The following is a 20,418-nucleotide window of genomic DNA, read 5'->3' as shown; positions in this document are numbered from 1 at the left end:
TTGCGTGCATGAATGGACATGCTGCCTCATATAGTGTGAAAAAAGAGGATGAGAGCTTGTTTAAAAAATGGAAATGGATTGTCATGATATTACTTGTGGCTGCAATTATGCTTGTTATTCGATTAGAAGATCAAGGCGTAATGGAAACTCCTGTGCGAAAGCTTGTAACGACATCAGCAGACTTAACATACTTAAGTGAGCTCGGAAAAAGTCTGCTAAAAAAAGAGGAAGAAACGATAATGGTTTCAAGTGATGTAGGGCAAACTGAACTATTAACGTTCACGAATGCGCAAGTTTTTAAAGAAGGGTTTTTATTACAATATGATGTGGGTCTTCCTGTATACGCAGGGCAAAGTGGGCTCGTTGTTTTTACAGGCCATACAAAATATACCGGTAAAACGATGACAGTTAGCTATGAAGATGGCACAACGGTCTCCTATGGGATGCTCGATAGTTTAGCGCAGTTACCATACACGACTATACAGGCCAATGACTTAATCGGTATGAAGCAGACTGGACAACTCTATATTTCGATTGAGAAAGACAAAACTCATTTTGATTTAGAACAAATTGTCCAGTGGCTTGAAACAACGGAGAACGATGAAAGTTAAATTGCATTTATTATGTATCCCTCTGATTCTGTTAATGATTTTCAGTGGCCAGATTGCTTATTATGCAATTATTTTGACTTCGTTGCTATGGCATGAAGCTGGTCATATATTGGCCGCGGTGCTTTGTGGCGTGAAAATAAAATCATGTGTTATTGCACCATATGGAGGGGAAATTGAATTTGAAAATCCAGCAGCTGTGCAGGCATCTTCACTACTTTGGATTGCACTAGGAGGTCCAATCGCCACTATACTGGGGATTGGTCTTGCTTTTTTCATGCCGGATTTAATTGCAATTCGACTAGTCAATGTGCAGCTAGTGTTACTAGTAATTAACCTAATCCCAATTATTCCACTGGACGGTGGAAGGATACTCTTAGCATGTTTATTTTTATTTTATCCAAGTGTGCGAGTATTTGAATATTATTATTCGCTCTCACTAATTTTTGCCACTATCCTATTCATTGTAACTTTAGTGAATTTGCCACAATCCATTTTTTTGACTGTCCTTTGCCTATTTATATGGTTGCAAGTACTAAAAGAATGGAATTATCGAAAGTATCGTTTAGCTTTTGAGAAATATGTAATGAACAGGTTGACTTGATAGAATTCGTGTGGTAGTATTTTAATGTTATTGTTTGTAGCACCCGTGCTACTACAACCGCTCTGGGAAGGTTCAAGTATCTTTGGATCACCTTCATATACAGGCGAGTCTGAGTCTAAGAGGAGGTGCAGTAAAATGTACGCAATTATTGAAACTGGTGGTAAACAAATCAAAGTAGAAGCTGGTCAAGAAATCTATGTTGAGAAATTAGGCGTAGAAGCTGACGAGGTTGTAACTTTCGATAAAGTTCTATTCGTAGGTGGCGAAAACGTAAAAGTTGGAGCTCCATTCGTAGAAGGCGCTACAGTAACAGCTAAAGCTGTTAAAGAAGGCCGTCAAAAGAAAATCGTTGTTTTCAAATTGAAAGCTAAAAAGAACTACCGTCGTAAACAAGGTCACCGTCAACCTTATACAAAATTAGTTGTTGAATCAATCAATGCTTAATTGTGAGGTGTAACATTTGATAAAAGTTACGATACATCATGATGAAAACAGACATGTGTCTGCATTTGAATTTTCAGGACATGCTGAGTACGACGAATCTGGTAAAGATTTAGTATGTGCAGGCGCATCTACCATTGCCATTGGTACGGTGAATGCGATTTATGCATTACTACAATTACAACCAGAAGTTGAACAAGCGGCTGAAGGTGGAGGCTTTCTTAAGGTATCCTTACCAACAGATTTAGAACCTGAAATTGATACAAAACTACAATTAATTGTCCAAGTAATGACTGCTCAAGTGTATTCTATGGTGCAAAATTACGGACAATATATCCAAATCAACTACAACCAAGTAGGAGGTGGAACAGAATGAAATTGTTATTAGCATTAGACCTTCAACTTTTCGCATCGAAAAAAGGGGTAGGTTCTACAAAAAACGGACGTGACTCTGAGTCTAAACGTCTTGGCGCTAAACGTGCTGATGGCCAATTTGTAACTGGTGGTTCTATTCTTTACCGTCAACGCGGTACAAAAATTTACCCAGGTACAAACGTAGGTCGTGGTGGTGATGATACGCTATTTGCTAAAGTTGATGGCGTTGTTAAATTCGAACGCTTAGGTCGCGATCGCAAACAAGTATCTGTATACCCAGCTACACAAGAAGCTTAATTTTAATAAAGTAGACATAAAGCGGAGGACTGCATTTATTGCAGTCCTTTTTTTGGCTAAATTTCAATGAAGAATTAAGGGAAAAATACATCAAAACTTGTTATACTAGTTAAGATAACTTTATTGGAGTGAATGGGATGAACAATCAATCACTAACCATTAGTGAGGTATTACGTTTTGCAAATCATGATTATGTGAATCAACTTCAACTTATTCGCATGAATTTAGATTTAGGTAGAATTGATGAATCAAAAGAACTTATTCAACATTATTCGGAACAGCTACGAGTATTGTCTATCATGAGTCGTCTACAATTACCACAAACAATGGAGTGGCTACAAACAGCAGGATGGCGCTATCCATCTTTACCGCTGGAGCTTAATGGTGAGATCAAAAAACCAGTCACTAATAATATTGACAAGGATGTTGTAGAGTATTTAAACAAAACAGTTATGCATGTTTATGATACATTAGATCCATTTACGGAGCAGAGCTTAACGCTTGATGTACGTGTTGACGATCATACATTTGTTTTGGCGTTTACGCTAAATGGACTGTGGAGTGCAGACGCATTCACCGAAAGAGGTTTGAAACAATTCGACATTCAAACAATTGTGCAGACAAATACGTGCTGGCAATATGTGTTGAGTGCAAATAGGGAGTGAAATAAATGTTTGTCGATCACGTAAAGATATATGTAAAAGGTGGCGATGGCGGCGATGGAATGGTAGCATTTCGCCGTGAAAAATATGTACCAAATGGTGGTCCAGCTGGTGGAGATGGCGGTCACGGAGGTAACGTTGTCTTTGAAGTAGAAGAAGGCTTACGTACGTTAATGGATTTCCGTTATAAACGCCACTTTAAAGCAGATCGTGGTGAACACGGGATGAGTAAAGGGATGCACGGAAAACGCGCTGAAGATTTAATTGTCAAAGTGCCACCAGGTACAGTTGTGATGAATGAGGAAACAGGAGAAGTCATCGCAGATTTAGTTGAGCATGGTCAACAAGCGATTATCGCTAAATCAGGTCGAGGTGGACGTGGGAATTCCCGCTTTGCAACCCCGGCTAATCCTGCGCCTGAGCTTTCTGAAAAAGGCGAGCCAGGACAAGAATTAAATGTTATATTAGAGTTAAAAGTATTAGCAGATGTTGGTTTAGTTGGTTTCCCAAGTGTAGGAAAATCAACACTATTATCTGTTGTTTCTGCAGCAAAACCAAAGATTGGTGCTTATCATTTTACGACAATCGTGCCGAATTTAGGAATGATTGAAACAGATGATCACCGAAGCTTTGCAATGGCAGATTTACCTGGGCTAATTGAAGGTGCACATGAAGGCGTAGGGTTAGGACATCAATTTTTACGTCATATCGAACGTACACGTGTAATTGTGCATGTTATCGATATGTCAGGAATGGAAGGCCGTGACCCGTACGAAGACTATTTAACAATTAACGAGGAGTTAAAGCAATATAATCTGCGTTTAACAGAGCGTCCTCAAATTATTGTAGCAAATAAAATGGATATGCCAGAAGCAGAAGAAAACTTAGTGGAATTCCGCAAAAAGGTAGGCGAAGATGTACAAATCTTCCCAATCTCAGCAGTTTCACGACAAGGCTTAAAAGAATTATTATTTGCTATAGCAGATTTACTTGAAGTAACGCCTGAGTTCCCTCTATTTGAAGATGTAGAGGAGCAATCAGACGCAACGGTGATGTACAAGCATCAATCACAAGGTGATGATTTCGAGATTACACGTGATGATGACGGTACATTTATCATTAGTGGCTACTCGATTGAACGTCTATTTAAAATGACAGACTTTAGTCGTGAAGATGGTATTCGCCGTTTCGCACGCCAATTGCGCGGTATGGGCGTGGACGAGGCATTGCGTGAGCGTGGTGCTCAAAATGGTGATACAGTTCGTCTGCAAGAGTTTGAGTTCGAATTTATAGATTAAGACAGGAGTTTTAGGGGGAAGCGTATGAAGAATGTTGCGAATCAGCGATATTATTTAGTTCGTGAAGATGTATTGACGGATGCTATGCAAAAAACATTGGAGGCGAAGCAATTACTTTCAAGTGGTTCAGTATCCTCCATCTGGGATGCGGTTAAGCAAGTGGATTTATCGCGCAGTGCGTTTTACAAATATCGTGATGCTGTATTTCCTTTTCACTCTATTGTACAGGAGCGCATTTTAACTGTCTTTTTACAGCTTCAAGATCGAAAAGGAACGTTGGCTAAGTTATTAGAAACTGTGACAAATTCACATTGTAATGTACTAACAATCCATCAAACTATACCAATTCAAGGACGTGCTAATGTGACATTGTCATTAGATGTGACGAGTATGACTTCTGAACTTGATGACTTAATCCAGCAGCTAAAACGATTAGATTTTGTTGAATCTGCTGAGGTAATTAGTTCTGGTGCATTGTAAGGGGCTATTTGAAAAAGCCCCTTGCCTTTTATTAGTTAATGCTGGTAGCTGTTGATACAAAATTTCGCTCCCTTTCCGCATGCGATGAGCAAGCCTCTCTGAAGCTAAAAATAGCCTCTGTGAGGTTTCGCTTAAGTCGCTATCCTGCGAAATACTGCGAAATTTTTTTAAAATACCCAAACATAGTGTGTAATAACTGCATTTGATATAAGCAATTTTATCTTAACAGCTAGCAAAAGCAGTACATATTTTCACATTTACTCTTTTTAGGGGAGGCTATGTAACATAGCCTTTTCTTTTTATAAAGAGTTTTCCAAACATTAAAAATGTTTAAGATACTATGAATTGTAGAAGGAGGTCATTTTGATGACAGAGCGACAGTGGGAGAAACGAATTGCATATTTAGGACCGGAAGCATCATTTACATATTTAGCAACAAAATCTATCTTCCCAACTGATAGCCTTGTACCATGTACAACGATACCTGAATGCATTGAGGCAGTAGCGGAGGGCAAGGTTGATTTAGCGGTTGTACCATTAGAAAATGCATTAGAGGGCTCAGTACCATTGACGCTCGATTATTTATTCCATGAGGCAACGCTTTATGTGACAGGTGAGCTACAATTAAAAATTCAACAACATTTAATGGTCAATAAGGCGCAAAAGGACAATTGGGAATCGATCAAAGGAGTATATTCACATCCGCATGCTTTAGCACAATGTCATAAATATTTATTTTATCGCTTCAGTGATGTGCCTTTACATCAAACAACATCAACAGCGGCCGCAGCTAAATTTGTTTCCGAAAATCCAGATGAATGTATTGCAGCAGTAGGTAATGCAGCCGCAGCAGCGAAATACGGACTAGAAATCGTGCAAGATAATATACATGATTTTCATTTTAATCATACTCGTTTCTTTGTGTTATCCAAGCAAAATAAACGTCTACCCCAGGAATTATCAGAAGGGCAAGCGAAAACAACCTTCATGATTACGTTACCGACAGATCGTTCAGGTGCTTTACACCAAGTTCTTTCCGTCTTTGCGTGGCGACAATTAAATTTAAGTAAAATTGAATCACGTCCATTAAAAACAGGTCTTGGGGATTATTTCTTTATGATTGATGTGTTAGCAGATGAAAAACAACCAATGATGCGGGGGGCTATGGAGGAGCTAGCGGCACTTGGCTGCCAAGTGAAATCCCTTGGTACATACTTTACGTATTTAACATCTGACGAAGACTAACAGGTTTAGGGGTGTCAAAAATGGGTGGTATAATATTGTTTGATGGAATTTGTAATTTCTGTAATAGCAGTGTGCAATTTATAATCAAACGCGATCAAGCTGCGTTTTTTAAGTTTGCTTCGATTCAAAGTGAGGTTGGCCAAGCGCTTCTTGCGCAATACAAAGTACCAGCAAATATCGATAGTGTGATTTACATTGAACAAGATAATATTTATTTTGAATCAACAGCAGCGCTTAAAATTAGTCGACGTTTAGATGGCTTATGGCCTGCTTGCTACGTGCTAATTGTTATACCACAATGTATACGAAATACAGCATATAAACTTTTTGCAAAAAATCGTTATCGTCTTTTCGGTAAAAAGCAAGCATGTCTATTACCAACACCCTCACAACGACAACGTTTTCTTTAAGGTGCCAGGCACATAAACAATTTTTAAAATTTTGAAAATTTTATTCCTAACCGAGTAAAAATCCACGAAGATTTCTGCGGCTTACATCGTGCCCGCGGAAACCGAAGTGGATTTTTTTACGTTCGTTATAGAAAGCCTTGTATTATGCACAAGAACATCTATGAGCTAGCTCTCGGCTCTAATTTTCGTCCGTCGCCATACCTTATTAATCTGAAACGAGATAGCCCTTTTTTTGCAATGATTGCTCAATTAAGTCTAAAATTTCAACGGAAGGTGCTGAAATAACATGAAGATGAGTGCCGCCTGTAAGTGCAGATAAGTAGCTTGCTTGTGTGTCGTTAACACGTTGTACAAATTTTTCAACTTCATGACGATTGGAGACCATGAACGAAGCGGTAAGCTCTCCGTAAATGGGATGCTCGACAATTACATTTTTAACGGTTCCACCACAGTCTACAATTGTTAACAATTCATCTTTAGCGTCTTCGGGTTTGTGGAAACATGGGATTGTCCGTTCAACAGTTTGACTGAGTTGCTCTTGGTGCATATAAATATAACCTTGGCTTGTTGCAATGATAGGTTCATTTCTAGCCTTTAATAATGTCATATCGTTAACAATGACCTGTCTAGAAACGTTTGCAAATTTAGCGAAGTCTGTCCCAGTAATAGGTGTGTTGCTTTTTTTTAGCAGTTCTAAAAGTTGCAGTCGGCGTTCCTCGCCTAACATTTTTTTCATAAAAGATCACCTCTGCCATGTAATAAAGGAAGTGTTATTCCTTAAGCATTAGTGTACCATGAAGCATTTCCACCATGCGTAATTTTTTGTATCCAAATGAAACATTGAACATATGATACGTAGAGAGGAAGGGAGGAAAAAATTGCGTATTCATATTGTTCAAAAGGGAGATACGTTGTGGAAGATTGCGAAAGAGTACGGTATTTCGTTTGAGGATTTAAAGCGACTCAATGCCCATCTTGCCAACCCTGATTATATTGTTCCGGGCATGGAAATTATTTTGCCTGAAAAAATAAACATGGAGCCACATAAAGGATCACATAAGGAAACACATAAAGAAACACAAGTGCATAAAGAGATGCCAACTCAAACAAAGCCAAAGGAAAGTGTTAAAAAAGAGGTGCAAAGACCGATGCCGGTACCACCACCTATTGTTATTCAACCACCAGCACCGATGCCGATGCCAGAACCACAGATGATTCCAATACCGTTTCCAATGCCAATGCCGATGCCACAACAACAGCAACCGATGTGGGTGCCACAGCCAGTAGAACTTAGCTGGAATCAACAATTAGTAATGCCGCAAGTGCAACAACCAGCACCACCACCACCAGTAGCACAGCCAGCACCGCCGCCACCACCACCGCCACCACCGCCAGCACCAGCACCGCCGCCGGTTCATATGGTACCACATATGCCAATGGTACCTCATTGCTCTAGCTGTCATCAGCCAATGCATCATCAAATGTGGTGGCATATGCCAATGCATCCACAAGTAGAGGCATATACAATGCCACAGCAACAAATGCCATTTGCTATGCCGCAACAACCAATGCCAACATATGTAGAAGGTGCGAATTTCTTAGAATCGAGCTCATCACCATTCTTTAATGAGCCGCAAATGCAGCCTCAATTTGAGCAGATGCCAATGATGCCGATGATGCCGATGAATCAACCTTGCGGATGTGGTTCACAGCATGGAATGGGTCAATCTTGCGGATGTGGTGCACAACATGGAATGGGTCAATCCTGTGGATGTGGTTCTCAGCCGGTAATGATGCCTAATTGGCAATTTGACCATAACTGCCCACCGCCATGCCCGCCACCATGTCCTTCACCTGGACCATGGGTTTCACCGAACTTTTTCCCAGGCGGGATGACGCCTTATCGATGGTAAAAAGGCATTCATTGTTGAGGAAGTAAAACCGAACATTTGGAAGTATAAATATCGATCAAATCATTATTTTGTGAAACGAGCAAAGCAGTTAGAAATAGCAGATAAGGTGAGGGCAATTCATCGTCAACTTGGACGAATAGAGCCCTCCCTCGTCCTGCCTCTAGTAAAAAGTGATGATGAGCAACTTATCGTTCAAATGTGGCAAGAGGGAAGCCACAGTGCGAATTTTGCACATAAAAAAGATAGAGAACAATCTTTAAAGTTATTAAACACACTGCATGATACAAATCAAAAAATTGCGTGGCAACGAGTGCCAGGTTTGTATACCTTCTCACAGCTTTTAAAATGGCAGATGCGTCATATGCGTTTTAAAAGCAGACGAAATGAATTTAGAGCATTTTTAACGAGAGAAGAAGTGGATCAAATCATTCATTTTAGTGAAAAGGCTTTGCAGTTAATGGAGCAAGAAAATGTGCCAGAAAAAGATATAACATTGCTACATGGTGATGTCGTACATCATAATTTCTTATGGTGTTCAGATGGGGAATTGCGCTTAATCGATTTTGATCTTGCACATCTTGGTGAAGCTGATGATGAATATATATTATGGCTGCATCGTGTGTTACCTGCAGTAGATTATAATATTGATAGTGTTTTGAACGAATTACCAGAGCTTCAACGGTTAGATAAGAGAAAGTTACATCGTCTAAAGTTTCCTAATGAGTTATTACGAGAGTGGTTATTTGCTGTAGATTTGCCACTAGAACAACAGCTAGTATTTTTAGATTATTTAATACCGTTTACTAAGCGAGCCCTAACATACTGGCCGAAACTGTGGTACGATATTGATAGAGTGATAAAGAAATGACCGTCTCCGAGGCGGTCATTTTTGCATGTGAACGGTACTATCGCCATTTATATAGTCGAGCATTCGTTCGCTATATGCTATAATCGAAGACGATGAATGTGAGGGATTTTACATGTATGATTATTTAAAAGGACAAGTAGTGCGTATTACGCCTGAGTATATCGTTTTGGAGCAACAGGGGATTGGCTGGCAGTTGAATACACCTAATCCATTTGCATTTCGTGCGTCAGCCGTAGAACAACAAATCTACGTACATCTACATGTTCGAGAAGATGCACAAATGTTGTATGGCTTTCCTAATTTAGACCAACGAGAGCTGTTCCGAAAATTAATTTTAGTGTCGGGCATTGGACCTAAAGGGGCGCTTGCGATTTTAGCAACAGGCAATCCACAACAAGTAATCAGTGCCATCGAACGTGAAGACGAAGCATTTTTAGTGAAATTCCCTGGTGTTGGTAAAAAAACAGCACGTCAAATGATTCTAGATTTGAAAGGTAAACTTGGTTCTTTACTTGACACTATTGAGTTACCTAGCTCTGAGGATGAGTTACCGTTATTTGGCGTCAATCCATATAAGCATGAATTAGAAGAAGCCATTCTAGCATTAATGGCACTTGGTTATTCAGAAAAAGAACTCGATAAAATCCGACCGCTTCTTGAAGATAATGACAAGCTAGAAACAACAGATGCCTATATGAAGCAAGCATTACAGCTTCTACTGAAGTTAAAATAATGAAAGGGGGGCAGGTACATGTCAGAGCGCATGATAGCAAGTGAAGCAGGTAGTTATGATGAACAATTTGAATTATCTCTAAGACCACAAAGATTGGCTCAATATATTGGGCAGCAGAAGGTTAAAGAGAACTTACAAATTTTCATTGAAGCGGCGAAGCTTCGGCAGGAAAGTTTGGATCATGTACTATTATATGGTCCTCCTGGATTGGGAAAGACGACATTAGCCGCGATTATTGCAAATGAAATGAATGTTAATGTTCGTATGACGAGTGGCCCTGCTATTGAGCGTCCAGGAGATTTAGCCGCAATTTTAAGCTCACTGGAGCCGGGGGATGTATTATTTATTGATGAAATTCATCGCCTTCCCCGTGCGATTGAAGAGGTACTTTATCCAGCAATGGAGGATTTTTGTTTAGACATCGTTGTTGGAAAAGGCCCTGAAGCACGTTCTGTCCGTCTTGATTTGCCACCTTTTACACTCGTTGGGGCAACTACAAGAGCGGGAGCGTTGTCAGCGCCACTCCGAGATCGATTCGGTGTTCTACTACGTCTAGAATTTTATGATGATACATCATTAGCTGAAATTGTAGTTAGAAGCGCGCATTTATTTGATGTCGATATTGAGCAAATAGCCGCAGGTGAAATGGCAAGGCGCTCACGTGGTACGCCTCGTATCGCTAACCGCTTACTTAAACGAGTGCGAGATTATGCACAAGTGCTTGGAGATGGTATGATAACGGAGGACCTTGCCAAGCAAGCGCTAGAACTTTTACAAGTTGATCCTAGAGGGCTTGACCATATTGACCATAAACTTGTGACCAATATGATTGAGCGCTTCCGTGGTGGCCCAGTAGGCTTAGATACACTTGCTGCCTCCATAGGTGAAGAACGAGTGACGATAGAAGATGTGTACGAGCCTTATTTAATGCAAATAGGCTTTATTCAACGTACACCGCGTGGACGTGTTGCAACGCATCTTGCTTACGAACATTTTGGATATGATTATCCACAACAAACATAAAAGAAGGAAGTTTTTTCAATGCGTGTAGAAGATTTTGATTTTGAATTACCAGAGGAGCTCATTGCACAAACGCCACTTGTCGATCGTACGGCAAGCCGTTTAATGGTGGTGACACCGGGCTCAGAAAAAGTCGAGCATCATCATTTTGCCCATATATTAAATGAGCTACATGCTGGTGACTGTCTTGTATTAAATGATACAAGAGTATTACCAGCACGTTTAATGGGTGTGAAAGAGGAAACAGGCGCACATATCGAAGTATTGCTTTTAAAGCAAACAGCAGGCACTGATGAATGGGAAACGCTTGTAAAGCCAGCAAAACGTGTTAAAGTGGGTACCGTTGTGACATTTGGCGACGGTTTACTAACCGCTACTTGTACAGCTGAGTTAGACCATGGTGGCCGTATGTTTGAATTTAAATACGAAGGTATTTTTTATGAAATTTTGGAGCAACTTGGAGAAATGCCATTGCCCCCGTATATTCGCGAAAAATTAGATGACAGTGAACGTTATCAAACTGTATATGCGAAAGAACGCGGCTCGGCAGCAGCACCAACAGCAGGTCTTCATTTTACGCAAGAATTATTAGATCAAGTTCGCGCAAAAGGTGTGGAAATTGTTTTTATAACGCTGCATGTTGGTCTTGGAACATTCCGTCCAGTGAGTGTGGACTCGATAGAAAATCACGAAATGCATGCTGAATTTTATAGCGTAACAGAAGAAGCGGCTGCTACGATCAACCGAGTGAAAGCAAATGGTGGGAATGTGATAGCTGTTGGTACAACTTCTACTCGTACGCTCGAAACAATTGGCTCTAAGTATGGAGAAGTACGTGCAGAGCAAGGTTGGACATCTATTTTCATTTATCCAGGCTATAAATTTACTGTAGTGGATGGTTTAATTACAAACTTCCATTTACCGAAATCGACTTTAGTAATGCTCGTTAGTACACTTGCGACGAAGGATACGATTTTAAGTGCTTACAATCAGGCAGTAGAAGAAAAATATCGCTTCTTCAGCTTCGGGGATGCTATGTTTATACGTCCAAGTTCAATTCGTAAATAATGTTTATCAACATTCTATTAAGACAGTTGAATGTTGATATTGATTTTTCAAATGAAAAATTTTAAAAAATCGGAGTACTGTTTTTACTTTAGATAAGAGAGGATTTATTATTTTATGACACAACCAGCAATTCGTTATGAACTACTTCATACATGTAAGCAAACAGGAGCGCGACTAGGCATCGTGCATACACCTCATGGCTCTTTTGAAACACCAGCATTTATGCCTGTGGGGACTCAAGCGACCGTTAAAACGATGTCTCCTGAGGAATTAAAAGAAATGAATGCGGGCATTATTCTTTCAAATACGTACCACTTATGGCTTCGTCCAGGCAATGATATTGTGAAGGAAGCAGGTGGACTGCATAAATTTATGAACTGGGATCGCCCGATTTTAACGGATTCAGGTGGCTTCCAAGTGTTTTCACTGAGCCAATTCCGTAAAATCGAAGAAGAAGGTGTCCATTTCCGTAATCATTTAAATGGTGATAAGCTATTTTTAAGTCCAGAAAAGGCGATGGAAATTCAAAATGATTTAGGGTCAGACATTATGATGGCATTTGATGAATGTCCACCTTACCCAGCAACATATGACTATATGCTGAAATCGGTAGACAGAACGACGCGTTGGGCAAAGCGATGCAAAGAAGCGCATGCTCGTCCAGAAGATCAAGGCCTATTCGGCATTATTCAAGGTGGAGAATTCGAGGAATTACGTCGTCGCTCTGCTGAAGCATTAGTAGAGCTTGATTTTCCTGGTTATGCAATAGGGGGCTTATCAGTAGGCGAACCTAAAGATGTGATGAACCGAGTGCTAGAGTTTACGACACCGTTAATGCCATCCAATAAGCCGCGTTATTTAATGGGTGTTGGTTCGCCAGATTCTCTTATTGACGGCGCTATTCGAGGAATCGATATGTTTGACTGTGTATTACCAACACGAATTGCACGTAATGGTACATTAATGACATCTGAAGGCCGTTTAGTCGTTAAAAATGCGAAATATGCACGTGATTTCGGTCCAATCGATCCAAACTGTGATTGCTACACATGTAAAAATTATTCTCGTGCGTATGTTCGGCATTTAATTCGTACGGAAGAGACATTCGGTATACGTTTAACTTCTTATCATAACTTGCATTTTTTACTGAAGCTAATGGAGCAAGTGCGTGAGGCTATTCGTGAGGATCGTCTTGGTGATTTCCGTGAAGAATTTTTCGAGAAGTACGGTTTTAATGGACCGGATGCTAAAAACTTCTAAAAATGGAATGTATCTTAGCGAAAATTTACCTGTTATAGAAAAACTATTGATAATATAGAAAAATTTTGGGCTTGTCCATCGCTTTTTTAGGGTGAAATAGTCTATACTAAAAAAGTGAGATTTGGAAAGGGGGCTAACAATATGAATATGGAATCAATTTTAGGATTTGCGCCTATTATATTGATGTTCGTGGCGATGTGGTTCATTTTAATCCGTCCTGCTAAAAAGAGACAGCAAGAAACGCAAAATATGCAAGGTAGCTTACAGCGCGGTGATAAAGTTATTACAATCGGTGGCTTACATGGTGTGATCGACTCAATCGAGGACACTGCTATCACTTTAGTTATCGCTGATAATGTTCGCGTTAAATTTGACCGTCAAGCAATTGGACGTGTCGTAAATGACCAAGTATAATAATATAAGGCGTTGTCCCAAATAATTTTTGGACAACGCCTTTGCAATTCTAAAAGCTTTGTCGAAATGTGCGCATTTTTGACACAGCTTTTTTGTATAAAAAGCAACTGATACGGTCACCTTGATATTGTGGGGGTGTCTGTATGGAAGAATATTTAACAATTATTTTTAGAACGTGCTTTTTATATGTGTTTATACTTATTGTTTTTCGTTTAATGGGTAAACGTGAAGTAGGTGAACTTTCTGTCATCGATTTAGTCGTGTTTGTTTTGATTGCGGAAGTTGCTGCTTTTGCACTTGATGATTACGAAAATCCTTTATTTAATGCCATTTTACCGATTATTATTTTGCTCTTTATTCAAATATTGAGTGCTTATTTATCGTTAAAAAATAAAAAGATACGTGATTTAGTTGACGGTGAACCAGCAGTTCTCGTTAAAGATGGTATTATCCAAGAAAAAGAAATGCGGAAGCAACGCTATAATTTGGATGACCTATGTCAGCAACTACGTGAAAATGGCATCGCTTCTGTTACTGAAATTGCTTATGCTTACTTAGAGCCTTCTGGCAACCTTTCCGTTTACAAAAAGGATGAGAAGGCATTTATCTATCCGCTGATCATTGATGGTGATATCCAAAATAGACACTTATTGATTATTCATAAGGATGAAGAATGGTTAATGGAAGAGCTAGCTAAAAATAATATTCAGGATACTAGTACGGTGTTCTTTTGTATATGGGAAGACAATCGACTCCATATTCAATTAAAGGAATTTTAAACCTTCTTGGCTAATTTACGTATATAAAGGAAATCTGTAAAGCGTAATTGGTTTGTCAGTAATAACAGCGTAAATAGTAAAAATAGTGTAACACAGCTACTTAATAGGAACGGTAATGGCATAATTTGCATGAAGAAATATTGCGCAATACAAACGCCGATAAAACAACTATAAGGTACAACAAACATACGGAAGCCTGCGCGTAAATTTTTACGTTGTCTAACTGTAGCGATATGCAAGAACGATGTTAGTAACACACCGAAGCCAATTGCTACAACAGCACCTTTTTCTTGTATCCCAGGTTGGGAGGCCAGTACAAACATGACGAATAGTTTGCCAAGGCCACCGTATATTGAATTCATCATTGCAGCACGAGCTTCACCGACAGCTTGTAAAATCGAATGTAATGGACTTTGAATATAATAAAAATAAAAAATGGGTGCTAAAATTTTCACATAGCCTCTATTTTCTTCTAAGTGAAATAATTTCATTGCTAAGTCATCACCGTGTACGAAAAAATACGTAGCAGCGACGCAACCTACCAATGAAGATAAGCGTAGAGAAACGGATATACGTTCCTGTAAAAGAGCGTTATGTTGACGAGCGACTGCATCACTGACAGCAGGAATAAGGACAATTGAAAGTGCTGTGGATACAAAGGCTGGGAATAATAGCAGGGGTACTAAAACACCTGAAATAACTCCGTATAATATAGTCGCGGCAGATGCTGTCAATCCTGCCATCGTTAATGCCTTTAAAAAGATAATTGGTTCTAAAAACCAAGTGAAAGAGCCAAATAATTTGCTTCCTGCTGAAGGTACGGCAACCCGCAACATAGGTGAAGCAGGATAGGACTCCACTTTGCTTTTTCTTGGCAATAATTTTTTCTTTGAAACCGTATAATGTAGCCATAAATACAAGAAAGCAACTACTTCAGCTAACAGTGTAATACCCATCGCAGAAGCTGCAGTTATGGAAGCATTATTATAAGCAGCAACCAGTGGTAACATGAAGGTAATAAACCCGATACGAACAATTTGTTCAAGCATTTGTGCCCAAGCAGTTGGTGTAATTTTAGCAACGCCCTGTAAATAAGCGCGAAGTAATCCTGAACCGACCGAAACTGGCACAGCGAAGAGTGCAATCCAAAGTGTAAAGGTTGTTTGTTCATTATGTAACAGCGTAGTAGAGATATAAGGTATTGTTAGTGCAACGAGTGGCATAAAAACAATCATACCAATAAATGACCAAAGGATTGCTGTACGCATCACGCCAAAAATGCTTTCGCGTTTATTTTTTGCTAGTAATTCAGCTACAATTTTTGCTACAGCGATAGGTAGTCCAAGTTGAATGAGTGAGATGAAGAAAATAAATGCAGGATAGGCGGTCATATAAATACCGACTGCCTCTTCACCAGCAATACGCATAAACTGCATTCTATAAAAGAAGCCAAAGAGTTTAGATAAGAAAATCACAAACATTAAAAATAGTGTACCTCTTACAAAAGAACTCATGCCATCCGTCCCTTCTCAAGCCGCAAAAATTCATTTACACTATTTGTATGCAAACACTTCTTACGATACAACTTTGATTGGAGATGATTCAAAATGAGTATGCAACATGCACAACTATTTGAAAAAATTCGTCCGGCAATTGATAGTAAGATTGCAGAATTTAAGTATTATAATTATGATGCGATTACAGCAGAAGAATTATGGCGTTTTTGCGTAGAAAAAAAATGGCGGAAAAAAAATATAGAGCAATTGCGCTTATATGAAATTATTGCTACTATTTTTGCAGTATCACCGTCCGATATTGTCTCATTCAACCAAGTAGAGTTTTTACAAAGTGATGATTGGTTTGCAGAAATAAACACAGAGGAACTAAAATCATTGCTTGGTCCGGTGAAAACACAAGCAGAATATGTCGGTTCTGTAAAAGATTAATAAGAATAATACAGTGTTGAATTGACACCAAGCGCAACGTGTTTCATAATGAGTGTGTTGCGCTTTTTTACTTTGTACAAGCCATATTAAAAAAAGGCTGTAAAAAGTTGTAAGGAATTTTGATTTCCCTACATAAATGTTCCGCTTACTATTCATAATGAAATGGGAGACGCATCTTCTATTAGTACGGGATTTGCGCGTTATTGAACGATTAAAATAAGTAAAGCAACCCTTTTGAAGCACGAGCTACAATTATTCTAAGGAAAAGGAGGAATACAGGTTTCAAAAGGTATTGCTAGTATACTTGTTTGCAGTGTAAGGGATGCCCTTGCACCAATTCGAGGAGGATTTATAGATGAAATTAAGAAGTCGAATTGTTGCATTCGTGCTACTTTTGGTGCTATTTGCAGCTTCCATGGGTACGACTGTAGATGGCGTCTTAAAGGACATCAAGCTTGGTCTTGATTTACAAGGCGGGTTTGAGGTACTTTATGAGGTCAACGAATTAAAAGAAGGACAAAAAATCACACCTGAGGTTGTAACCGCAACGGCAACAGCTCTTAGTAACCGTGTCAATGCAATTGGGGTAAGTGAACCAAGCATACAGGTTGAAGACAAAAACCGTATTCGCGTGCAATTAGCGGGGGTTGAAGACCAAGAATCTGCTCGTAAAATGCTATCTACATCTGCGAATTTAACATTCCGTGATGTCGATGATAATTTACTTTTAGATGGTGATGATTTAAAGGCTGATGGTGCGTCAGCTTCCTTTGACCAACAAAACCGTCCAATTGTTTCGCTAACGTTAAAAGATGCGAAAAAATTTGCGGATATTACGAGTAAAATTGCTGCCAAACCACAAGGCCAAAATTTACTTGTTGTATGGCTAGACTTTGAAGAAGGCGTCGATTCTTATAAAGCGGAATCACAAAAAGCGAAACCTCGCTATGCTTCTGCAGCAACAGTTAGTCAAACATTAAATACTACAGATGTAATGATTAGTGGTAGCTTTACAGTTGACGAAACAAAAAATTTAGCAGGTATTTTAAATGCAGGGGCACTTCCTGTGAAACTTGATGAGATTTACTCTACATCAGTTGGTGCACAATTCGGTGACCAAGCATTAAAAAGTACAGTATTTGCAGGGATTGTAGGCGTAATAGTTATATTCCTATTTATGCTATTCTACTACCGTTTACCTGGTTTCATTTCGATTATTACTCTTGCTGTTTTCACATTCCTAGTACTTGTTGTGTTCGACTGGATTAATGCCGTGTTAACATTGCCAGGTATTGCAGCTATCGTGCTCGGAATAGGGATGGCAGTAGATGCCAATATCTTGGCAGCAGAACGTATTCGGGAAGAGCTACGTGTTGGTTATTCGGTAAAACAAGCATTCCAGATTGGTTCAAAACAATCTTTATCAGCGATTGTCGATGCGCAGCTTACAACATTATTAGCTGCAGGTGTATTATTCTACTTCGGTACAAGCTCTGTTAAAGGATTTGCAACAACATTAATCATTAGTATCTTATTGAGCTTCTTAACGGCTGTTTGGGGTTCTCGTGTGCTATTAGGATTACTTGTAAACAGCGGTTACTTTAATAATCCAGCATGGTTTGGTATACCAAGATCTAAACAGCATAGCTTGGATGAAAAAATTGGTACATTAGATTTATCAACGAAATTTGATCGTTTTGACTTTGTACACAACCGTAAAAAATTCTATACGCTCTCTTTAGCTATTTTTGTTGCAGGGATTGTCGTTCTTGGAATTTTCCGCTTAAATCTTGGAATTGACTTCTCAAGTGGTACGCGAGCGCAAATTGAAGCGGATCAAACATTAACGAAAGAAGAAGTTTCAAAATATGTGGCTAGCATCGGTTTCCCATCTGATGATATTGTGCTTTCAGGTGAGAAAAGTAATATGGCGGTTATCCGTTATAAAGATGACTTATCACAAAGTGAAGTTTTAAAATTCAAGAAGGTAGTGGGCGAGAATTATGGTCATGAGCCTGCAGTAAGTACTGTATCTCCAACTATCGGTAAAGAGCTCGTGAAAAATGCTATTAAAGCATTAGCACTTGCTGCTCTTGGAATCATTATTTATGTAGCGATTCGATTTGAATGGCGTATGGGTATTGGCGCGATTGTATCGCTTCTGCATGACGTATTCCTTATCATTGCTGTCTTTAGTTTTATGCGCTTAGAAGTAGACATTACGTTTATTGCAGCCGTACTGACAATTGTTGGTTACTCCATTAACGATACAATTGTTACATTTGACCGCATGCGTGAAAACTTAGAGCAGTATGATACGATTAAAGACAGAGAAGTTTTGGCGAACATTGTTAATAAATCATTACGTCAAACGATGGGACGTTCAGTAAATACGGTATTAACTGTAATTATCGTAGTAGTGTCGCTCCTAATTTTCGGTGCACCGTCAATTGAAACGTTCTCAATTGCGTTATTAATTGGTTTAATTACAGGTATGTATTCTTCAATCTGTATTGCAGCCCAAATCTGGTACTCACTAAAAGTGCGTGAGATGAAAAAATCAGATGGTCAATTACACAAAAAAGAGAAAAAACAATGGGGAACAGACGAACCTACTGTTTAATAAATAGTTAAAAGAGCCATTCTCAACTGATGTTGAGATGGCTCTTTTTGTATGGTTAGGATTAGTGTTTTACAAATAACTTAATTATTGAGAATTTTTGTTGAAAATTTTAGTGTTTCTAATAATAATCTTTTATTGTGTTAATGATAGATTGTTTCATGTCTTATTAGCCCTATATATTGTGAGTATTTGTAAAAATATACATCTTCTTTATATCTTTTATATAGTAAGAGAAACTGTTCGTGTGGTTTTGTATATCTGATGTGCTTATAATATACACTTCTTCTTTCAGAAGAGACTGAAGAAAAAATGGCAGTTGCTATAGAAGCTAGAACACCTACTATTACATTTTTTGTAAGTATGGCTGCGAGGACACCTATTAGTGCAGCTTTAGTTAAGCCAGATACATTAATTTGTCCATAATCTGTAAATTAATAAACCCATGTTGTACCAAATCCAGCACCTTGATCAACTGATAAAGGTGTTGGATTATTGTTTTGCAAGTGAATAGATTGATGGTTATTGATTGATGTATGCTCATTTTCAATTTCAGCAAATTTTTTTAAAGAATTTACTATTTCATCTGAAAGTTTTTCACCGTTTAAAAACATTTCATTTTTTTTAGTATCGTAGACAATGTTTTCAGTCGTGTTTCCGTCGTCTACAATCACCGTTTTTATGCCGTTGTCAGTATTTATTGTTACGATGAAACTTTCTTTTGTTGCAGAGTCAGTTAAAATAAATCTTTTATTATTTGATGATACTTCTGCATTAGCTGAGGGGAGATTGAGAGTAAATATTACTAGTAGTATTAACGCTGTAAGGTTTAGAAATTTTTTCATGATTATACTCCTTTCTTTAAAAGACTATAAATATGATATATAAATTATATATAGAAAAGGAAATAAATTAAACTAACAAGTGATTTTATAGGAGGGAAATTTAATGAAATTGCTGAAAATTGTATTGAGTTTGTTTATTGTGCTGGTTGGTTCTTTCTTTTTAAATATTACAGTAAAAGATGAATTACTTAAAAATATTGTATTGAATTTTTTAGGAGTTATATTTTTGTTCGTTGGTTTATTTTATCTGCTTAAAATAATGAAAGTCCCTAACAAATGTCAAAAGAAATAAGCAACTTTGTAATCTTTTAATCAGAATTGGTTGACAATTATTGTAGGGTGGCATAGAATAAGGCTAACTTTTCGTTCGGATACGGTAGAAGGTCTCGGGAGCGAGATCAGCCTAGAACAGATGAGCAGAGCATAGACGAGAATAGCTGAGAAATTGTTGAATAAGAGTAGTAGCATAAGTGTGCAATCTAGAGAGTCAGTGGCTGGTGAAAACTGATTTGTAGCTTATGTGAATGGACTT

The 20,418-nt window shown here is 38.6% G+C and carries 24 protein-coding genes and 2 other annotated features (1 of these 26 running past the window's edge); of the genes, 21 read left to right on the top strand and 3 right to left on the bottom strand.

What is annotated here, in order from left to right:
• The first annotated feature begins 56 nt into the window (after positions 1-56).
• The 10 genes from ACIQXW_RS12085 (at position 57) to ACIQXW_RS12040 (ending at position 6,420) form a co-directional block, all read left to right on the top strand.
• Positions 57-611 carry a peptidoglycan DD-metalloendopeptidase family protein gene (locus ACIQXW_RS12085; protein ID WP_340823410.1) on the top strand — a complete coding sequence of 185 codons (555 nt, stop codon included), beginning with the start codon at positions 57-59 and terminating at the stop codon, positions 609-611.
• A complete protein-coding gene (locus ACIQXW_RS12080; protein ID WP_340823411.1) occupies positions 601-1,212 on the top strand; it encodes a zinc metalloprotease in 612 nt (203 codons plus the stop codon). The genes ACIQXW_RS12085 and ACIQXW_RS12080 overlap by 11 nt, the downstream gene beginning before the upstream one ends.
• 45 nt (positions 1,213-1,257) lie before the next feature.
• Positions 1,258-1,333: a sequence feature (ribosomal protein L21 leader region), on the top strand.
• Positions 1,334-1,347: 14 nt separating this feature from the next.
• Entirely contained in the window at positions 1,348-1,656 is a 309-nt protein-coding gene (rplU, locus tag ACIQXW_RS12075) for a 50S ribosomal protein L21 (RefSeq protein WP_010860053.1), read from the top strand.
• A 16-nt stretch (positions 1,657-1,672) separates the two neighbouring features.
• Positions 1,673-2,029, top strand: a complete 357-nt coding sequence (locus tag ACIQXW_RS12070; protein ID WP_340823413.1) for a ribosomal-processing cysteine protease Prp — start codon at positions 1,673-1,675, stop codon at positions 2,027-2,029.
• A complete protein-coding gene (rpmA, locus tag ACIQXW_RS12065; RefSeq protein WP_024363181.1) occupies positions 2,026-2,325 on the top strand; it encodes a 50S ribosomal protein L27 in 300 nt (99 codons plus the stop codon). The genes ACIQXW_RS12070 and rpmA overlap by 4 nt, the downstream gene beginning before the upstream one ends.
• Positions 2,326-2,462: 137 nt before the next feature.
• A complete protein-coding gene (locus ACIQXW_RS12060) occupies positions 2,463-2,990 on the top strand; it encodes a Spo0B domain-containing protein (protein ID WP_340823415.1) in 528 nt (175 codons plus the stop codon).
• Positions 2,991-2,995: 5 nt separating this feature from the next.
• A complete protein-coding gene (obgE, locus tag ACIQXW_RS12055; protein WP_340823416.1) occupies positions 2,996-4,285 on the top strand; it encodes a GTPase ObgE in 1,290 nt (429 codons plus the stop codon).
• 24 nt (positions 4,286-4,309) lie between these two features.
• A complete protein-coding gene (locus ACIQXW_RS12050) occupies positions 4,310-4,765 on the top strand; it encodes an ACT domain-containing protein (protein ID WP_172772204.1) in 456 nt (151 codons plus the stop codon).
• Between the two features lie 366 nt (positions 4,766-5,131).
• Entirely contained in the window at positions 5,132-6,010 is an 879-nt protein-coding gene (pheA, locus tag ACIQXW_RS12045) for a prephenate dehydratase (RefSeq protein WP_402762348.1), read from the top strand.
• A 20-nt stretch (positions 6,011-6,030) separates the two neighbouring features.
• On the top strand, positions 6,031-6,420 hold the full coding sequence (locus ACIQXW_RS12040; protein ID WP_402762345.1) for a thiol-disulfide oxidoreductase DCC family protein: 390 nt from the start codon (positions 6,031-6,033) through the stop codon (positions 6,418-6,420).
• 205 nt (positions 6,421-6,625) lie between these two features.
• On the opposite strand, the gene ACIQXW_RS12035 is transcribed toward ACIQXW_RS12040, so the two are convergent.
• Positions 6,626-7,156 (bottom strand): transcription repressor NadR, encoded by a 531-nt coding sequence (locus ACIQXW_RS12035; RefSeq protein WP_402762342.1) that lies wholly within the window; start codon positions 7,154-7,156, stop codon positions 6,626-6,628.
• A gap of 142 nt (positions 7,157-7,298) precedes the next feature.
• On the opposite strand from ACIQXW_RS12035, the gene ACIQXW_RS12030 reads away from it, so the two are divergent.
• The 8 genes from ACIQXW_RS12030 to ACIQXW_RS11995 all read left to right on the top strand — a co-directional run bounded on the left by ACIQXW_RS12030 (position 7,299) and on the right by ACIQXW_RS11995 (position 14,475).
• The gene (locus ACIQXW_RS12030) at positions 7,299-8,333 is read left to right on the top strand and encodes a LysM peptidoglycan-binding domain-containing protein (RefSeq protein ID WP_402762339.1); all 1,035 of its coding nucleotides are present in this window, start codon (positions 7,299-7,301) and stop codon (positions 8,331-8,333) included.
• Between the two features lie 70 nt (positions 8,334-8,403).
• Complete coding sequence (locus ACIQXW_RS12025) at positions 8,404-9,201, top strand: phosphotransferase (RefSeq protein ID WP_401018058.1); 798 nt, start codon at positions 8,404-8,406, stop codon at positions 9,199-9,201.
• 112 nt (positions 9,202-9,313) lie between these two features.
• The gene (gene ruvA / locus ACIQXW_RS12020) at positions 9,314-9,934 is read left to right on the top strand and encodes a Holliday junction branch migration protein RuvA (RefSeq protein WP_340823426.1); all 621 of its coding nucleotides are present in this window, start codon (positions 9,314-9,316) and stop codon (positions 9,932-9,934) included.
• An 18-nt stretch (positions 9,935-9,952) separates the two neighbouring features.
• Positions 9,953-10,957: a Holliday junction branch migration DNA helicase RuvB gene (gene ruvB / locus ACIQXW_RS12015; protein WP_340823427.1), complete on the top strand. Its 1,005-nt coding sequence runs from the start codon at positions 9,953-9,955 to the stop codon at positions 10,955-10,957.
• Between the two features lie 18 nt (positions 10,958-10,975).
• On the top strand, positions 10,976-12,022 hold the full coding sequence (gene queA / locus ACIQXW_RS12010) for a tRNA preQ1(34) S-adenosylmethionine ribosyltransferase-isomerase QueA (RefSeq protein ID WP_401018055.1): 1,047 nt from the start codon (positions 10,976-10,978) through the stop codon (positions 12,020-12,022).
• A 114-nt stretch (positions 12,023-12,136) separates the two neighbouring features.
• Positions 12,137-13,282 carry a tRNA guanosine(34) transglycosylase Tgt gene (gene tgt / locus ACIQXW_RS12005; protein ID WP_340823429.1) on the top strand — a complete coding sequence of 382 codons (1,146 nt, stop codon included), beginning with the start codon at positions 12,137-12,139 and terminating at the stop codon, positions 13,280-13,282.
• 147 nt (positions 13,283-13,429) lie between these two features.
• Positions 13,430-13,696, top strand: coding sequence for a preprotein translocase subunit YajC (gene yajC, locus ACIQXW_RS12000; RefSeq protein WP_340826447.1), 267 nt, complete (start codon positions 13,430-13,432; stop codon positions 13,694-13,696).
• Between the two features lie 143 nt (positions 13,697-13,839).
• Positions 13,840-14,475: a DUF421 domain-containing protein gene (locus tag ACIQXW_RS11995; protein WP_402762333.1), complete on the top strand. Its 636-nt coding sequence runs from the start codon at positions 13,840-13,842 to the stop codon at positions 14,473-14,475.
• Here ACIQXW_RS11995 and ACIQXW_RS11990 read toward each other — a convergent pair.
• Positions 14,472-15,989, bottom strand: coding sequence for a putative polysaccharide biosynthesis protein (locus tag ACIQXW_RS11990; protein ID WP_401018050.1), 1,518 nt, complete (start codon positions 15,987-15,989; stop codon positions 14,472-14,474). The two genes, ACIQXW_RS11995 and ACIQXW_RS11990, sit on opposite strands and share 4 nt — an antisense overlap.
• Before the next feature lie 93 nt (positions 15,990-16,082).
• On the opposite strand from ACIQXW_RS11990, the gene ACIQXW_RS11985 reads away from it, so the two are divergent.
• A complete protein-coding gene (locus ACIQXW_RS11985; protein ID WP_340823434.1) occupies positions 16,083-16,421 on the top strand; it encodes a post-transcriptional regulator in 339 nt (112 codons plus the stop codon).
• A 355-nt stretch (positions 16,422-16,776) separates the two neighbouring features.
• Positions 16,777-19,044: a protein translocase subunit SecDF gene (gene secDF / locus ACIQXW_RS11980; protein WP_402762329.1), complete on the top strand. Its 2,268-nt coding sequence runs from the start codon at positions 16,777-16,779 to the stop codon at positions 19,042-19,044.
• A 431-nt stretch (positions 19,045-19,475) separates the two neighbouring features.
• Here secDF and ACIQXW_RS11975 read toward each other — a convergent pair whose 3' ends face one another.
• The gene (locus ACIQXW_RS11975) at positions 19,476-19,886 is read right to left on the bottom strand and encodes a hypothetical protein (protein ID WP_402762326.1); all 411 of its coding nucleotides are present in this window, start codon (positions 19,884-19,886) and stop codon (positions 19,476-19,478) included.
• 103 nt (positions 19,887-19,989) lie between these two features.
• Between ACIQXW_RS11975 and ACIQXW_RS11970 the strand changes: the two genes are divergently transcribed.
• Complete coding sequence (locus ACIQXW_RS11970; protein ID WP_340823441.1) at positions 19,990-20,178, top strand: hypothetical protein; 189 nt, start codon at positions 19,990-19,992, stop codon at positions 20,176-20,178.
• Between the two features lie 147 nt (positions 20,179-20,325).
• Positions 20,326-20,418 (top strand) — a binding site (T-box leader); it runs 222 nt beyond the window's last position.

This window comes from Lysinibacillus sp. NPDC097162 (assembly GCF_044762185.1).
Lineage (GTDB): Bacteria > Bacillota > Bacilli > Bacillales_A > Planococcaceae > Lysinibacillus.
The sequence above is the reverse complement of the archived record's forward strand: the minus strand, read 5'-3'. Positions and strand labels throughout refer to the sequence as shown.

Excerpts from the sequence above, each read along its gene's own strand:
- ACIQXW_RS12080 (WP_340823411.1), top strand. The coding sequence starts at position 601 with ATGAAAGTTAAATTGCATTTATTATGTATCCCTCTGATTCTGTTAATG.
- ACIQXW_RS12060 (WP_340823415.1), top strand. The coding sequence starts at position 2,463 with ATGAACAATCAATCACTAACCATTAGTGAGGTATTACGTTTTGCAAAT.
- ACIQXW_RS11970 (WP_340823441.1), top strand. The coding sequence starts at position 19,990 with ATGAAATTGCTGAAAATTGTATTGAGTTTGTTTATTGTGCTGGTTGGT.
- ACIQXW_RS11975 (WP_402762326.1), bottom strand. The coding sequence starts at position 19,886 with ATGAAAAAATTTCTAAACCTTACAGCGTTAATACTACTAGTAATATTT.
- ACIQXW_RS11995 (WP_402762333.1), top strand. The coding sequence starts at position 13,840 with ATGGAAGAATATTTAACAATTATTTTTAGAACGTGCTTTTTATATGTG.
- rplU (WP_010860053.1), top strand. The coding sequence starts at position 1,348 with ATGTACGCAATTATTGAAACTGGTGGTAAACAAATCAAAGTAGAAGCT.
- ACIQXW_RS12040 (WP_402762345.1), top strand. The coding sequence starts at position 6,031 with ATGGGTGGTATAATATTGTTTGATGGAATTTGTAATTTCTGTAATAGC.
- ACIQXW_RS11985 (WP_340823434.1), top strand. The coding sequence starts at position 16,083 with ATGAGTATGCAACATGCACAACTATTTGAAAAAATTCGTCCGGCAATT.
- ACIQXW_RS11990 (WP_401018050.1), bottom strand. The coding sequence starts at position 15,989 with ATGAGTTCTTTTGTAAGAGGTACACTATTTTTAATGTTTGTGATTTTC.
- obgE (WP_340823416.1), top strand. The coding sequence starts at position 2,996 with ATGTTTGTCGATCACGTAAAGATATATGTAAAAGGTGGCGATGGCGGC.
- secDF (WP_402762329.1), top strand. The coding sequence starts at position 16,777 with ATGAAATTAAGAAGTCGAATTGTTGCATTCGTGCTACTTTTGGTGCTA.
- ruvA (WP_340823426.1), top strand. The coding sequence starts at position 9,314 with ATGTATGATTATTTAAAAGGACAAGTAGTGCGTATTACGCCTGAGTAT.
- ruvB (WP_340823427.1), top strand. The coding sequence starts at position 9,953 with ATGTCAGAGCGCATGATAGCAAGTGAAGCAGGTAGTTATGATGAACAA.
- tgt (WP_340823429.1), top strand. The coding sequence starts at position 12,137 with ATGACACAACCAGCAATTCGTTATGAACTACTTCATACATGTAAGCAA.
- rpmA (WP_024363181.1), top strand. The coding sequence starts at position 2,026 with ATGAAATTGTTATTAGCATTAGACCTTCAACTTTTCGCATCGAAAAAA.
- ACIQXW_RS12050 (WP_172772204.1), top strand. The coding sequence starts at position 4,310 with ATGAAGAATGTTGCGAATCAGCGATATTATTTAGTTCGTGAAGATGTA.
- pheA (WP_402762348.1), top strand. The coding sequence starts at position 5,132 with ATGACAGAGCGACAGTGGGAGAAACGAATTGCATATTTAGGACCGGAA.
- yajC (WP_340826447.1), top strand. The coding sequence starts at position 13,430 with ATGGAATCAATTTTAGGATTTGCGCCTATTATATTGATGTTCGTGGCG.
- ACIQXW_RS12035 (WP_402762342.1), bottom strand. The coding sequence starts at position 7,156 with ATGAAAAAAATGTTAGGCGAGGAACGCCGACTGCAACTTTTAGAACTG.
- queA (WP_401018055.1), top strand. The coding sequence starts at position 10,976 with ATGCGTGTAGAAGATTTTGATTTTGAATTACCAGAGGAGCTCATTGCA.